We start from the raw sequence: 15,249 nt of genomic DNA, 5'->3' as shown, positions 1-15,249 counted from the left end.
CACCGTTCTCTCCTTCCGGCGGCGCTACCTGACGACCTGTACTTCACCGACCGACACCTGCACGTTCGTCTGACGGACTTCGGTGAGCTGGCCGGCTTGTCCGCCGCCCTGCCAGTCGATCGTCCACGTCGAAGCCGCGGTCACCGGGTACTTGCCGGTCTGGGCGGTGGATGAGGTCTTGGAATACACGTGTCCGCAGGTCGGCGACTGAGTCATGCCCGCGGATGCCTGGTAGGACGTGCCTGGGCCGCTGCATGTCACGGAGGCACCGTCACCCATGTGCCAGACGATCTTCGACACCTTGGCCGTTGCGGTGACGGTCACCCCGCCGGCCGACGCCGATGCGGTGTTCGGTCCGTAGGTCGTGGCGCCCTGGTTGACCCACATCCACATGGGGACACCCACGGTGTACTTCCCGGCCGCGCGCGGGCTGGCGATGTCCGGGCCGAGCAGCGTCATGGAATCGACCGCACGCTGGGCCAACTCCCGGGGGTCCACCTGCGGCACAGGAGGCTGGCCCTCCGGCACGACGACGAAGCTGGCAGGGTTGTCCACACCGCCGTCCGAACATGACATGAAATACATGTCGTACTTCTCGGGGTCTTTGCCATTCCACGCCGGGTGCTCTGCCGGCGGCTTCGGCTCGATCTTGGTATAGGTGCAGTTCAGACCGCTTGCACTGCTGTCGCCGCCACCCTGGGAGCCGCCCGCCTGCCCACCGCTGCCGTTGGAGCCGTCATCGACGCCGACGCCTACACAGAACTCGACGACGTGGCACTTTCCGGCATCGACGTCCGGGTCGTCGGCGTAGGCGGTGCCCGCCGTGGCCAGGACCAGGGAGCCAGTGAGGACGGTGATGCGCCGGGTCAGCAGGCTTGATCTTGAGCTGTTAACTCGGTGACCATCCATTTCGTCCCCCACTTTTCCAGCGTTGCGGTGCTGACGTATTTGATGAGCCGCTCCGACGGCAGCGGGACCTTCTTCTTCGTGGCCTCGTCGACCAGCGTCCAGTTCGTGGTGTCCACACAGTCCGCGACCGTGGCCTTGGGGATCTCTGCGGTGGTCACCTGGAGGACCTCCGGGTGGAGTACCGGCTTCCCGGTGGTCACCTGACCGGCCTTCTTCAGAGCCGCCAAGTTGCGCTCGATGTCCGCCAGAGCTTTGAAAGTCGTGTATTTCTTCACGTCGGTGCCCGCCGAAGATGCCTTCTGATAGGCCTCGGTCTTCGCTTCCCACGAGCGGGTGTATGCCGTTATGACAGCGGCGTCCTCGGCGCTAGTGGTGGAACTGGGAGAAGGCGCACCAGCCGTTCGAGTGGGACTTTTAGACGGTGACACATCCGAATCGCTGCTGCTGTCGCTACAACCGGCCAGCGTCACCAGACTGCCTGCCAGAAGCAAGGCAGTTGCGTGCTTTCGGGTGCGAACAGCGGTAGTGCTCATTCGTGAAGAGCGCGGTTGTGTTGCAGTCACGTTGTCTCCCCGTACGACGCGGTGCGGTACGACCGCTGCTTCGGGCGCCTACGCACAGGCAGTCCAGGTCGGCGGCCGGGTCGGGCGCAGTGGTGCGTTGCGTGGTGGCAAGTTACGCATATGCCTGCGGCCGGTTTCGAGTGTTTGTTCGTCAGTCTGCTTGGTGAGTTGTGTTTTTGGCTGTGAAGTTGAGGTGCCCGATGCGTTGCGGCGGAGGTCCGTCCTTGCTCGGTGTCTCTGTGTCGCGAGCCGGTTTGAGGTGATTTCATGTGGTGCTCAGGCGGTCCCTGGTTGGCGGCTTTCTAGGTCGGGCGACTGGCTGGGACATGCTGGGACTCGTGGGGTTGTTGGGGCGCCTGGCGCGATGTGGCCGGAATGGGATGCGGAAAACGGACCGGCCGCCCCTGTTCCATGTGTGGCTGGTGGTGTATCGGGCCCGGCTCGAGCTCGAGTCCTGTGAAGGATGGCCACACGGTGATCACGTCTCCGTCGAGGGTGACGCGCCGGTAGGGGAACCTGCGACGGAGTGCGTTGAGGTCTTCCAGTTCGTAGTTCTCGACTCCCTGCATCACCCAGGCGTCCCCGATGCGACTGGCGGACCGGGTCGGAGTGGAGGGTGTGTAGTTCCATGGATCTTCGCTCTGGTGAATCGAGTTGTCTGTCGACTCCATCTCGTGCGCGCCTCCAGTCTGCTTTTGCGTAGGGCGAGTTGAAGGCCCCTAGTGATGTGCACAAGTAAATTACTTGTTCGCTTATGTGAATGTCGAGTGGTTTGGTGGGTCGTTGCAGGGCTGCGACATTCGGCTGCACCAACCCACTGGCGTCACAGCTGGGTCCATGGCCGCGATGTGCCGCCGGTTAAGGGCATCCACACATCGCTGGTGGGACCCTGGAGTTCGAGGTCGTCCAGGACTGCCGCGCCCAGCGGTACCTGCCGGGCGAGGGCGTTGACGAGTGGGTGTTGGGCGGTCATGGCCTGCAGGTCGCTGATGCGGTTGTTCAGGACGCGCTGGGAGGCTCCGGTCAGGATGAACAGCACGCGGGGGAAGACGGGGTACCAGCGCAGCCATGCCGGGCCGGTGGCCGTCTGCGGTCTGGGGCGGCGGCCGGCGGGCTGGGACTGGTACGACCACAGGCGTGCGTACTCGATCAGTTTGGAGGCGAGGCGTTCGCTGCCCATGGTGGTCCGGTCGATCTCGGCGAACGCCCGCAGCTTCGTGCGGTGGCCGTCGCCAGTGAGGGTGTAGTGCAGGACCGCGTCGGCGATGACGCGGTCGCCGTCGCCGAGCGGGTGGGAGACCTCGGGGGTCCAGTCGAGAGGGCCGTGTTCGTCGCCGCGACGGCGGGCGTCGGTGACGAAGGCCAGGTGTGCGCGGACAACGGTCAGCGTGTGGGGTGTTTTCAGTGAGGCGGCCGTGGCGGTGGTGATCGGGTACGGGGGGCGGCCGCGCAGCGCGGGGAAGTCGCGTATGAGGCGGGCGCCTTCGCCGGTGAGGTACCAGGCGCGGGCTCCGTTGGACTGGGGCAGCACGGTGTATCCGAGCAGGTGGTGGCGGCGCAGTGTGTTGAGGGGGCGGGAGATGGCCTGGCGGCTGGCGTGCGGGCGCAGCAGGGTGTGGAGCTGGCTGGTGGTGGCCATGCGGTGTTGGGCGAGTGCGGTCAGGAGCTGGTGGGGGAGCGGTTCTGCGGGGCTGGGGGTGTGCCGGGCGCGTGCAGGTGTGGCGGGAGTGGTCACTGGTATCCCTTCTGTGTCCGGGCGGCGGGGTTGGCGGGGATGTGCTGGGCGAGGAAGCCGCTCACGCGGGCGAGTTGGCCGGCTGCCTGGGCTGTGAGTTGGTGCAGCGGGGCGGCGCCGGCTTTGGCCTGGGCCGCGCGTTCCAGGGCTGCCGTCTGGCGGGGGCGGGCGTAGTCGGCGAAGACCTCATCGAGGTGAGGGCCGGTGATCTGGACTGGGCCGGTGCGTCGGCCGTTGACGGTCAGCGAGATGTAGTGCTCGTAGCGGTCGAGGGCGGCGACGAGGGCGGGGCTGGGGTGCTCGCCCCATTCGGCGGTGATCGCGGCGATGGCGGACTGAGAGCCGGCGGTCGAGGCGAGGGTGGAGGCGTTCTGCACCAGGGACAGGCGCACGGGGGCGGGCAGACGGGCCAGGAGCTGGGTCATGCCGTGGACGTGTACGCGATATTTGCGGAAGTCTTCGAACATGGCGGCGATCGTTTCCGGGGCTGCGCCGGTGAGGGTGATGAGCTCGTCGAAGTAGGGGCGGAACGGCGCTCGTTGGGCTTCGGGGGTGTCGCGGCGGGAGCGCACGGCACGCAGCAGGTCGCGGGCGAGGAGCGCGGTGATCAGCCGGTCGGTGGGTCCGTTGCCGCCCGGGCACACCCACACGATCATCTTCGAGTCCATCGCGGCGCGGATGTTGTAGACGCCGGCCGGCTGGCCGAGGAAGGCGCGGGTGACGGGGTTGGCGGCGAGGCGGGCGAGCGGGTTGAGGACCACGGCGAAGGAGTCGGCGGGCAGGACCGGGAACATCGTCTGCCACCAGGAACGGGTCTCTTCGTCGAGGCGCCCCTCCACCGCGGCGAGCGCCGCAGTGCGGAAGGCGGGGTCGGTGAGCAGCGCCCGCACGTGGAAGACGGTGCTTTGGTCCTCGGGCCGTCCGGCCCGGCACGCTGTCTCGTTGATGGCCACCAGCACCGCCAGGGCCGCGGTGAGGATGGTCAGCGCGCGCGGTGCGCTGGCGTCGTCCCAGCCGAGCGCGGAGGCGAAGGCGTCTGCGGTGGCCTCGGCGACCTCGTGCGCCACCTGGTCCTGGTGCATGCCGAGCGGGTTCCATGAACTCAGCTGTGGCGCCGGCCCGTGGGCGTTCAGGTCGATGAGCGCGATCCGCTGCATCAGCGTGTCATGGGCCAGGAACGGCAGGGCGCGGGGCCAGGAGTCGCGGTGCGGGTCGACGAACATCAGCCCGCCTCCGGCATGGGCCCAGCCGATCGCCTGGGCCAGCGCGCGTTCGGTCTTGCCGCCGCCTGCTTTGCCCACCCCGACTTCGAACAGCGTCTCTGTGGCGTAGGTGGCGACCAGGCGCCGGCGGCCGCCGGGGGCCCGGTAGATGCCTTGCAGAAGCAGCTCGGGGTTGCCGAACTCGAAGGTCGGCAGGTCTGCGGGGAGCAGCGGCAGCCGGCAGTGCACCGTGGGCGGCTTGAGCAGGCCGGTGAGCTCTTCCAGGCGCACCCAGTTCGGGCGGGGCGGCTGGCAGTGCCTGAGATTCCAGCGGCGCTCGAAGGCGCGCCGGCTGGGCCAGCGGTCGGATCCGAACCGCCACGGGCCTACGAGCCAGCCGCGCATCGCCCACCGTGATCCGCCGCCGAAAACGTCGAAGGCGGCCTGGAGCTGGCCGAGCCGGGCCTCGGCTCGCCCTTCGGTGTTCGAGGCACACATCACGAGCAGTTGCACGCGGACCAGGTGATCGTCCTCGGCGAGCTTGCCGAGCGCCTCCTGGGGGTCGACGCGGCGGGGGACGGGCGGCATGACCAGACGGCGCCCGCCCCCGTTCTGCTTGCCGCCGACCAGCTGCTGCACATGCCAGGCCAGCGAGTCCTCGACGCCGCCTGCATCGCGGCGTATCCATCTGGCGGCCCGCTGTGCTTCACGCCGCTCCCGGCGCCGGGCGTCCGCCATCAGCTGCACACGGCGCGCCCGCAGCGTCCACTTGGGGGCGCGCTGGATGTCGAGCCGCACTTCGGCCAGGTCGCCCAGCTCCGCGCGCAGGTCGCAGACGGCATCGATCAGCGGCTGCAACGGGTCCGGGTCCAGTGGCACGTCACGCAGGGGAGCTGTGGGCTTGCCGCGCAGGATGAACTCCGCCCGCACCACATGCTTGCGCGGCTTGTCGGCGAGGGGACGGGCCCGTTTCACGGTGACGGCCGGCCCGAAGGGCGTGATCGACAGGAGGCGTTCGCCGCCGGCTGGGCCTTCGATCCGGTAGCGCAACGGGCTCGAGCCGTCGGCGCGCAGCCGGATCTGCACCGCCTTTGTCCTTCGCGGCGCCCACCACGGCATGCTCGTCGAGGCCCGGGCAAGCTGTACCCCACGGCGGAAGATCTCCTCGAGGCCGGGGTCGAAGTGCCTCGTCGGCACGAGTTCCAGTGCCATCCGCTCGGCCGAGGCCTTCCGTGCCAGACGGCGCACCACCATCTCGCCAATCCCCCAGACGACGAGGGCGGCTGCCATGGGCACGTACCAGTAGGTGATTACCCAGTCGGCAGCGTTGGCCAGGCTGGCCAGCAGACCGAGGACCTGACTGGCCGCCGTGTCATCCGTCCGGTCGGTCAGGTGCGGGGCTGAGGCGTCCACGGGGACGTTCCTTTCGTTGAAGTGCGGGTGAAGTGCCAGTCGGTGATGCGTCGGTCGGTGGAGGTGCCGCCGCGGTCCGTGCCTGCCCACACCAGGTGCACCACCGCCTGGTTCGGGCTGCCGTCGCGGCGGGCGATGGCGGCCTGGATACGGAAGCGGGTGGTGGAGAACGCCGGTGCGATCGCCTGGTCCGGGTCGCCGAAGAGTGCGGGCCATTCGGCGCGGCCGACCCCTGTGGCGTCCGCCCGCAGCAGGCCACGGCCGGCCGCGAGGAGTGTGTGCTCGTCGTCGGCGGCAAGGTCGGCGGGCCACGCATCCTCCAACGACTTCTGGATGGCGGCATCGCCGGCCACGCCCTCACCGTGCGGCGGCAGCGCGGACGCACTGGCCGACTGCGTCGACGATGCGGTGGAGGCCGTGGCCTGCGCGGGTGTGCCGGCCTGCGCAGTGCGGTTGCTTGGAGCGGTGGCCGTGGGGTGCGTCGTAGGGGCGGGCGCGCGCGGTGGTGCTGTGATTGCCGGGGTTCTCGGCGTCTGCGGCACCGTCAGCAGGATCCCCCCGGCACCGGCCAGGACCATGGTGGCGATCAGCAGCAGGCGCGGCGAACGCGCCGGGGAGCGGGTCATAGCAGCCGGGCCCCTCCCGCGTATCCCGGCATCGCGCTGACCGCGTTCAGGCGGACCACGGCACCCGGCCTGGGGGCGTTGATCATCTGCCCGCTGCCGAGGTAGATCCCGACGTGATAGATCGTCGCGTCCCGGCCCGGAGCGTCGGCGTAGAAGACGAGGTCACCGGCCTTGAGCGCGCCAGTGCCGAGGCCGGCGGGGATGCGCCGGCCGACACCGGCCTGCGCGGCTGCGGTGCGCGGCAGGCGGATGCCGGCCTGCGCGTAGGCGTACACGGTCAGCCCCGAGCAGTCGAAGCCCTTGATACTCGCGCCGCTTTTGCCGCTGGGTGAGCAGCAGATGCCGTACGACGTGCCGCCGGCGTTGCCGCCGCCCCACGAGTAGGGCACACCGCGCTGGGCGAGCGCCGCCTTGAGCACTGTGCGGACCTTTCCCGGCACGTTCTTCAGGTCCGGGTCCTTCGCGGCCGCCGTGTACTGGTCGATCCAGCCCAGCACGTTCGCCGCGTACTCACCTGAGTGGTTGTACTGGAGGATCGCGGCCTCGAGCTGGGCTCGCTTGGTCAAGTCCCTTCCGTTGCCGCACAGGTAGATAGCGGCGCCGAGGGCTGCGTCGTCGGCGTTGTGCGGGTCGGCCGCCTTGTCCCCGTTCGCGTCCTCGCCGACGCCCTCCCAGGTGGACGGCAGGAACTGGAAAGGGCCGACCGCGCGCTCCCCGCTGGCGGTGGCGTCCCACTTGCCGCCGTCGGTGTCCGGGAAGACAGCGGTGTTCTGGCCGGCACCGGAGCCGTTGAGGAGCACCCCGTAGATCTTCGGACGGATGTCTCCGCCTGCGGCGACGTTGCGGCCGAAGGCGTGGTTCGACTCGACCTTGGCGATCGCGGCCAGGACCGGCCAGCGCATGCCCCGGCACTCGGGCCGGTACTTCCCGACCTGCGCGGCTGCCTTCTTGTAGGCGGTCAGCATCCGCGCGGGGATGTCTGCTGCGGTGCCGCCGTCGGCGATCCCGCCGTTGTCCTGGAGCCCGGTCTGCAGTGCGACGTACGCGCTGATCGCGTTCGAGACAGGAGCCGCGCAGCACACGGCGGTGAACAGCAGCAGCACCATCACGCATCCCCACCGCCCCAGGCGGCGCCCAGGCGCCCTCACTGGTCCTCACTGTCCTCGGCCTGCCACTGCGCCCGCATCTCGCGCAGCCGATCTGCCTGGCGTTGCGGTTCTTCCGCGGGCCCGTTGTGCCGCAGCAGGTCCCGCATCCGGGCCCGCGCCTCCTCGCGCGGTGTGTGGCGGGAACTTCCTGCGCCGGGAAGGGCCGGGCCCGTCCTGTTCGGCGCAGGGCTCGCCGGGCGCGTGGCGCTGCCGCCCGCGAGCCGGTTCGGGGACGTTGGCGTGCCCGTCGGCGTTGCGTTGCCTCCGGCCGCAGATGTCGGCGCGGTCGGCCGAGCGGAGGCTGGCCCGGGACGGCCGGCGGGGCTGCCGGTGCGTGCCGTCGGCTGGACCGGGTTCGGCCGCGGGGAGGGGGCTGCCGTCGGTGCTGCCGGGAGGCGGCGGCTGCGGAAGGGGCCTGAACGGGCGGCCTGCCGGCCCGCGTCGGCCCAGGCGTGGGCGTCCTCGCGGACGGTGTTGCCCCACACCCGCAGCTGCTGGCGGGCGTCCTGGGAGTAGCGCGAGCCTCCCGCGCGGGCCCGGCGGACCGTGGCCGGGAGACCGACCGTCGCCCCGTACGTGGTGCGGCCGCCCCGGTTGAGGATGCGGTATCCGCGAAAGCGCACCAGACGGTTGTGGGCGCGCGTCGACAGCAGCGTGCGGTCGGTGTTCTGGTCGTGCAGTACCTGTCCCGTACGGTGGTCGATGACCTGGCCGTCCTCGTCGCGGTAGCGGTCGGGCGGTCCGCCAGGGCGCAGTGGGCCTCCGCCTCCCGAACCACCGCCGCCTGAGCTGTCGGTCGGGCCGCCTTCCTTCGGGTCGCCGTCAGCTGTGGGCTTGCGCCACTTGGCCAACTGCTCGTTGTCCGGCCGTCGGCCGATGAGCAGCCAGTGGGAGCCCTTCGCCCCGAACTGCACACCTGCTGCGCCCACGGCGGCCGCTGCGGTGAGCGGGGCGAGCCCACGCCGTGCTTCGGCGCCTGCGTCGGCCAGGACGCGACCGGTATCGACCGGCATGCCCGCCCCGTCGAACAGCGGCGTCAGTGCGCCCATCAGGCGATGGCGGGTGCCGAGCAGCCCGAACCGGCCGCCACCGCCGCCGGTGACGGCGCGCAAGCCTCCGCCGTAACCGCCCAGTGCGGTAGGGGAGTTCATGGCGAGCGCGGCGCCGAGCTCGGAGGTGTCGCCGGGCAGGTGGGTGCCGCCGACCTTGGCGTAGCGCATGCGCATGGCCATGCGCCGGCCGAAGGAGGTGATCCCGGTCAGCAGGCGGCGGTGCCCGGCCGCGCCGGCGATGGCGAGGACGTCGATGAGCAGGATCCGCTCCACCATCAGGTCCGGCCCATCGGTGATGGTCGCGTCGATGGCGATGCCGAAAAACGGGATGAACGCGCAGATCCCGACGACGGCCAGGACCGCGATGCCCCACAGGGACAGCCACTTCCACACGCTCTGGCGCGCGGGTCCGGGCAGCATGCCCGCGATGAAGGTGACGCCGCCGACGGCCGCTGCGGCGGCGCAGATGCCCTGGGTGCCGAGCAGCACGATCGCCGAGGAGAGCAGCATGCCGCAGATGAACAGCGCGGCGATCAGCAGCAGCCCAGCTCCGCCGACCCGCCACCAGGTGGGTTTCTCGGCGTAGGCGGCGCAGGACTTGCCGACCTCGCCGGCTCGTTTCATGTCCGCGAGGAAGGCGTCGAATTCGCGGTCTTCGTCGGTGACGAGCGCGTTGGTGGTGTCCAGCAGCTCACCGCCGGGAGTCAAAGCCGGCAGGCCGTCGCCGCTGCCGTCAGCGTTCGTGACGCCCTCGATGTAGTCCCGCTCGCAGTAGTGCCTGGCCGGGCCGTGAATCTTGCTGCACGCCTTCTTGCCCTTGTCGGTGACCTTGGCGCTGCCTACCTTGTATCCGCCGGTGATCCATTTCAGGTGAATGGCGTAGGCCTTGCGGTCGGCGGGCTTGGCCGGGTCGAGGATGCGTCCGTACTGCAGGAGCATGTACGGCTTGACGATCAGGGCGTTGGTGATCGAGTCCTGGATGGGACGGGCCACTTCGGTTGAGGAGACCGGCCCCTTGCTCTCCTGTTCCTGGCACTTGATCTCGGCGTTGCCGGCCATGCCCGCGCAGGGGTCGTAGCTGGCGAGTTTGCCGCCCCAGTTGTAGGAGTTGACGGATCGCTGGGCGACCTCGGCGGCCACCTGCTGGGACTGTCCCAGCGGCCCGTCCTGGGAGAGCAGGGTGTCGGGGCGGATGAGAGCCGAGGCGGCGAATGCCCCGATGAGCAGGGTGAGGAAGATTTCGCCCAGACCACGCGCGACCCGCCCGCGCACGATCATGAACCCGGCGAAGACGAACGCCCACGCGAGCAGCAGACCCTTCAGCCCGAGGGTGTCGACGACCAGACGGTCGTAGGTGTCGGCGACCTTCTGCGCCGGGCGGGTGAGGATCTTCAGCAGCGGGAAGCGGAAGGCGACCTCGATCGCCCACCCGGCCAGGCCGACCAGCAGCCGGATCAGGGTGAACAGCCCGGACAGAGCGAAGGCGAGGGCCTGCGTCTTGAAGGCGACGATGGAACCGCCTGAAGCGTTCAGGTCGTACCCGTCGATCGGTACACCCTCGGACGAGTAGATGTTCAAAGGGGCGAGCAGGTCTCCGGTCTCACTGCTGGCGGCCGCGTATACGACCTGGCTGTTCACCATGACGAAGACACCGGTGAGCAGCACGACAGTGCCGGCCGAGCGCAGCGTGCCGCGGTCTGGAGGGAACATCTCAAGCCCGCCCTTGCCTCGTAGGCATCCTGCGCCGCCAGAGCACGAGCGCGCCAACCGCCGTCGCGGCCGGCAGCAGCTTCCATGCGGCGGCGGTGTCACCGCCGTCCTGGGCGCTCGTGGTGTGGCGGCCGCGCTCGCAGTACGCCTTGGCCGGACCCGCTATCCGATCGCACGAGTCCGCGGGCACCTCGGCGGCGTCGGAGGCAAAGGCCTGTCCGGTGCGCGGCCACCAGGGCTCCGACAGCCTCGCCCCGAGCGCCCAGACGAGTACGCCGATAGCGACGGTGATCACCGTGAGAGCGCTCGCGGTTGCGACGGGGCGCCGAGAACGGCTGGGTGGATAAGAGGTCATGGGAGGTCCTTTGGACGGTCGCCTGTGGCTGCGCCGGCGAGCGGCGCGGACCCGGGCGCGGCGGTGCGGGGGCCCGGTGTGGTGGTGCGGCGTCCCGGTGTGGTGGTGATGGAGGAGGAGATCCGCTCGATGCGGGGGATGACGACCTTGATGCGGCCGGTGTTCTGCCGCGGGCACGCGATGAGGAACTCGCCTTCGCGGCCGCGTTGTCCCACGGGGGACAGGCCGGTGGCCACCAGCCGCAGCAGCTCGCCGTCGTTCGGGTCGAGACCGAGGAACTGAAGTCCCCGGCAGGCGCGTTCGCGGTCCGCGGTGCGGGCGAGCGCGCGGTAGGCCATCAGCCCGCGGTCGGGGCCGAGTTCCTCGGCGTCGTGCGACCCGGCGATCAGACCGGCGCCGTGCTTGCGACCGTCGTGGAGGATCTCGTGGACCAAGGCGGTGCCCTCGGCCGAAGACGTCAGCCAGTACAACTCGTCCAGGACCACGGCGGTGAACCGCTCGGGTTCCTCGAACGCGGTCTGACGGGCGATCGCCGCGATCAGGTAGAGGACCGCGCGGCCGATCAGCGCCTCCAGCGGCTGCTGGTGCAGGACCTCCGGATTGGCGAACGCGGCCTTCGGCGGCAATTTCAGACCGGTCGTCGTGATCACGATCATGTCGGTGCTGCTGGAGGCGTCCAGCCGTACCGGCGCCAGCGTCGGGTCGAAGACCATCCGAGCCAGGGAGTTGGTGGCGACGACGCGGATGAGGCCGGCGAGGGTGGCGGCGGCGTCCTGCCGCTTGCCCGTCTCGCGCGTGGCCATCTCCTCGAGGACCTGAGAGACGCGGTGCATGGACGGCTCCGGGCCGACGGCAGCCTGCTCCACGGCGTGGTGCAGGACCTCGCCGTTGGTACTCATCGGTCCGATGCCGAGCTGCAGAGTGAGATAAGACAGGGCGTAGTGGCGTCCCTCGGGCCCGTCGAACATCCGCAGCGGGTCTATGGACACCTCAGCCCGGGCGGCGTCGATGATCTGGACGCGGCCCTTCGCCGCGGTCCGGGCGAAGGTGGCCCACTCGCGAACGGGGGTGCGGTCGATGCAGATCGCGCAACCACCGCGCGCCCACACCGCCTCCGCGATCAGCTTCTGCAACACGCTCTTGCCCGCCCCGAGATCACCGACGATGCCCATCGAGGCCGACGCGTCCACCTTGGGCGCGTCTGCGACATTGATCATCACGGGGCGGGTGGTGCCGCTGTCCAGGTCGATGCCGAGGAACATCCCATTCGGGTCGCCGACCTCTGCGGCGGTGAAGGCCCCACCCAACGCCCAGTCCTCACTGATCTGGTGCTGAGTGAACTCCCGCACCACACCGGGCCGCGCGGTAGCGGGCAGCCCGAGGGTGAACAGGGCCTCTTGCAGCCCGGCGGGACGCACGGCCCGGTAGTCGGCGCCGCCGAGCAGCGCGGCCAGGGCCCGGGCACGGTTGTCGCACACGGCTGCGGTCGGCCCCCACACGGTCAGGACCGTCACCGACTGGACCTCGACCTCCACGCTGGTGCGGGACAGGCGGGCGTCCAGCTCGCCCAGGTCGCGGGCGGCGTCGGTCAGGGAGGCGGGCATACCGGTGGGGCGGGCGTCGTACTGGTCCGCTTGGTCGATGAGTTCGTTCTTCTTTCGCCGCACCTGGGCGCGGGCCTTCTCCGCGGGCACGAGTGTGAGGTCGACGGTGTAGTCGACGGGGAAGTCGAGCAGCTCCAGCTGGGCGAACAGATCCGCGCCATCCTGGCTGACGGCGGGCGGGCACTCGGCCAGCGCCAACTGCGCCTGGTAGCCCACTCCGGCGTCCGTCTCGATCTGCAGCCAGCGCCTCCCCAGCGGCGAGCCCGTGCTCAGCCGCCACCGCGCCTTGCGCCCCGACCGCGTGAGCTGGCCCGCGTTGGTGAGCTCGTCGACGTCGTCGAGTTCGGGGCCGACACCACCCTCCTCAAGGCGGACCTGGCCGAGGTCGGCGTAACTGGGGGAGCGCAGCACACCGTTCCGGATGCTCCCGCCGTACAGCTCGCTGCTCTCGGCCTCGGCCAGCAGCGGCTCTGCCAGGCCGCGGTGCAGGGCGTGCTGGATCATCCACACGATCTCCGCCGGGCGGGCGGGGCGGAATGCGATGCCGCCGGCGAGGGCGGCCTCCACCCGGGAGGCCTGCTCGCGGTAGGCACTCACCTCGCGCCGTGCCACGGGCGCCGGACGCATGCCCAGCATCGGGGACAGTTCGGCCCACGCCGCGCCGAGGGACGCCGATACCTGGAGGCCGGCGCTCTCGGTGTGCAGCGGCACCGCCAGCCACAGGGTGCGGCGGTGCATCTCCTGGTCGTCCAGCAGATTGAGGGCGGCTTCGACGTTCTCCACCCACGGGTGCCGGCCCGCACCTGGTGCCTGCTCGGCCGGCTCGATGCCCTCGATCATGCGCAGAGCGATCTCGCCCGGGTCGACCTGCGCGCACAGCCCGAACAGGCGCGGCGCACCGGACAACGACCGCACCAGGTGGGTGGTCCTGGCGAGCTGTTCGTCACGAACAGGGCCTGGGACGTAGGTGCCCTGGACGGTCTCCTCACGCCGTCCCTGCGCGTCCGGGCCGGGGTGCAGTCGGTAGAGCGCCCACACGCTGCCCTGCGTTGACCACACCAGGTGCCCGGCGATGTGACGGACCGGAACCCTCACCGCGCACCCCCGGCCTGCCCGGCCAGCGCGAGCAGCTGCTGCACACCCGACACCGCACGCAACGGCGCTGCGGGAGCCGCCGGCTGCGTGCGGTGGCGCGTGAATACCCGGCTCCGGGCCGGGCTCGGGTGCGGTGCCCGGGGCACACGCTGCACAGCCGCACGGGATGGTGTGGCCGCCGCGGCGAGCGCGGGCGTGTCCTCGATCGTGAAAGCGCCGAGCAGGAGACGAGACCGGCGGTCGCGGGCGGCCCGCCCGCCGATCCGCCCTCCGCGGGGCTGCCAGGTAAGCAGCACCCAGCCCAGGGCCGCCTGCAGCGGGGCACGCCCCCCGATCTTCGGCCGGCGCACCGCCCAGATCGTCAGCAGCCAGGCCACGGGCGGGACCGGCCCCATCCACGACCACCAGCAGATGGTCTTGATGAGCAGGAAACCGCCGACGACGGCGACCCCGATCTGTACGGGGGTGTACGGGCCGAGCGGGATCTTCCAGTCGGCAACTTTCCCCAGCACCCAGGGATGGCGACGCGCGGAGGTGTAGAAGCGGCCCACCCGGCCGGCGGCCGCGGTCACAGCCAGCCCCCGGCGCCGGGCGAGTGTATGCGCGAGGCCGGGAGCTCGGACTGGACGATGCCCGGGACGGCGGGTGCGCCCTGGGAGGGGTTCTTGACCTCATCCTCGAACATGTCCGCGAGGCTGTCGCGCGAGTTGTACAGACCCAGCGCGATCACCATGAGCAGCAGGGCGCCGATCCCCGCCTTCAGCGAGAATTTCTGGATCATGGTGACGACGACGAGGACCAGCAGACCGGCCTGAAGCCCCTTGGCCGCCCAGTTCTTGAACATGGTGATCCACGAGTTGCCGAGGTCGTCCAGCTGCCCGGCGAGCATCAGGCTGTGCACCGCGTTCACCGCGCACCGCCCTGAGCAGTCCCGGACTCCAGGCCCGCGACTTCCCACCGGCCCGAGCGGGCCATCAGCGCGAGCTCGTAGGCGAGCGGCCACCGGCCGTCGGCATCCCGGGCCTCCACCTGGACAAGGACACGCACCTTCGCGCCGTCGGCCGGCACCTGCTCGGCGGCCGCAGCCTCTTCGACGGCGGACACCTGCTGGACGGAGACCGCGACGTAGGGGGCGGGGGAGACCGCGGCCAGAGTCACCCCGGGTGCGAGGTAGCGGTCCACCTGTCCTGCCCCCGTCAGGTACGCGCCGAAGAACTCGCCGAGGGCCAAGGACAGATCGCCGTCCGGCGCCACGCTCACGCCGTACGGCGACTCGCCCACTGCGGCGCGCGACGGGCCGGCCACTACCGCGGGGGCGCCGCGCACGGTGAACGAGGCGCCGCTCGCGTCGGCACTCACGGGGACGACGAAGTAGCGCAGGCGTCCGTCAACGTATTGCGCAGCCACGGTCACCGCCCACTCGCCGCCCCCTTGCTGCGCACTGCGCACAGCGGTCACGGTTGCCGGCTTCGGCTGCGCCCCGGCGACCGGGTCCGGCAGATCGACGTCCGGAGCGAGGGACTGCGCAAGCCGCGCTTGCGCACTGTCCGCATCGGCACTGCTACGCAACCACACGTCGACGAACACCTGCGCATAGCCCGCCGGGTCGGCCGCGGCGGCCGCGGTGCGCACGGGGGTCGGCTTGTCCGAGGGGGTGGCCGCGACGGTGGTCGGGCCGGACACGACCGCGACGCCCAGGGCGACGGGGCCGGCCGCGATCGCGGTGAACAGGGCCAGGCGCGACAGGCGCACGCGCCGCCTCATCTTCTCCAGCCGGGCGCCTGCGGCCATCGGGGCAGCTGCGTCGCTCTCCGCGGCCTGCTTGCCAGGGGACATG

General features: G+C 70.6%; 12 protein-coding genes. All 12 read right to left on the bottom strand.

The window, feature by feature from the left end:
- Positions 1–24: 24 nt before the first annotated feature.
- The 12 genes from J2X68_RS34020 to J2X68_RS33965 all read right to left on the bottom strand — a co-directional run bounded on the left by J2X68_RS34020 (position 25) and on the right by J2X68_RS33965 (position 15,248).
- Complete coding sequence (locus tag J2X68_RS34020; protein ID WP_310436464.1) at positions 25–921, bottom strand: ATP/GTP-binding protein; 897 nt, start codon at positions 919–921, stop codon at positions 25–27.
- Positions 867–1,442 (bottom strand): hypothetical protein, encoded by a 576-nt coding sequence (locus J2X68_RS34015; RefSeq protein ID WP_310436463.1) that lies wholly within the window; start codon positions 1,440–1,442, stop codon positions 867–869. The genes J2X68_RS34020 and J2X68_RS34015 overlap by 55 nt, the downstream gene beginning before the upstream one ends.
- An 853-nt stretch (positions 1,443–2,295) precedes the next feature.
- A complete protein-coding gene (locus J2X68_RS34010) occupies positions 2,296–3,207 on the bottom strand; it encodes a replication-relaxation family protein (protein WP_310436462.1) in 912 nt (303 codons plus the stop codon).
- On the bottom strand, positions 3,204–5,822 hold the full coding sequence (locus tag J2X68_RS34005; RefSeq protein ID WP_310436461.1) for an ATP/GTP-binding protein: 2,619 nt from the start codon (positions 5,820–5,822) through the stop codon (positions 3,204–3,206). Before J2X68_RS34005 ends, J2X68_RS34010 begins: the two co-directional genes overlap by 4 nt.
- Positions 5,798–6,448: a hypothetical protein gene (locus J2X68_RS34000; protein ID WP_310436460.1), complete on the bottom strand. Its 651-nt coding sequence runs from the start codon at positions 6,446–6,448 to the stop codon at positions 5,798–5,800. Before J2X68_RS34000 ends, J2X68_RS34005 begins: the two co-directional genes overlap by 25 nt.
- On the bottom strand, positions 6,445–7,554 hold the full coding sequence (locus J2X68_RS33995; RefSeq protein WP_310436459.1) for a bifunctional lytic transglycosylase/C40 family peptidase: 1,110 nt from the start codon (positions 7,552–7,554) through the stop codon (positions 6,445–6,447). The genes J2X68_RS34000 and J2X68_RS33995 overlap by 4 nt, the downstream gene beginning before the upstream one ends.
- Before the next feature lie 38 nt (positions 7,555–7,592).
- A complete protein-coding gene (locus tag J2X68_RS33990; RefSeq protein WP_310436458.1) occupies positions 7,593–10,358 on the bottom strand; it encodes a hypothetical protein in 2,766 nt (921 codons plus the stop codon).
- Between the two features lies 1 nt (position 10,359).
- Positions 10,360–10,653, bottom strand: a complete 294-nt coding sequence (locus J2X68_RS33985; RefSeq protein WP_310436457.1) for a hypothetical protein — start codon at positions 10,651–10,653, stop codon at positions 10,360–10,362.
- A gap of 56 nt (positions 10,654–10,709) precedes the next feature.
- Positions 10,710–13,412: an ATP-binding protein gene (locus J2X68_RS33980; protein WP_310436456.1), complete on the bottom strand. Its 2,703-nt coding sequence runs from the start codon at positions 13,410–13,412 to the stop codon at positions 10,710–10,712.
- Positions 13,409–13,984, bottom strand: coding sequence for a hypothetical protein (locus J2X68_RS33975; RefSeq protein WP_310436455.1), 576 nt, complete (start codon positions 13,982–13,984; stop codon positions 13,409–13,411). Before J2X68_RS33975 ends, J2X68_RS33980 begins: the two co-directional genes overlap by 4 nt.
- Complete coding sequence (locus J2X68_RS33970; RefSeq protein WP_310436454.1) at positions 13,981–14,322, bottom strand: hypothetical protein; 342 nt, start codon at positions 14,320–14,322, stop codon at positions 13,981–13,983. The genes J2X68_RS33975 and J2X68_RS33970 overlap by 4 nt, the downstream gene beginning before the upstream one ends.
- Positions 14,319–15,248, bottom strand: a complete 930-nt coding sequence (locus J2X68_RS33965) for a conjugal transfer protein (protein WP_310436453.1) — start codon at positions 15,246–15,248, stop codon at positions 14,319–14,321. The genes J2X68_RS33970 and J2X68_RS33965 overlap by 4 nt, the downstream gene beginning before the upstream one ends.
- Position 15,249 lies beyond the last annotated feature (1 nt).

Origin of the sequence: Streptomyces sp. 3330 (genome assembly GCF_031456635.1) — a bacterium.
GTDB lineage: Bacteria > Actinomycetota > Actinomycetes > Streptomycetales > Streptomycetaceae > Streptomyces.
Note: the sequence above shows the minus strand (reverse complement) of the source record. Positions and strands in the feature narration are given on the sequence as shown.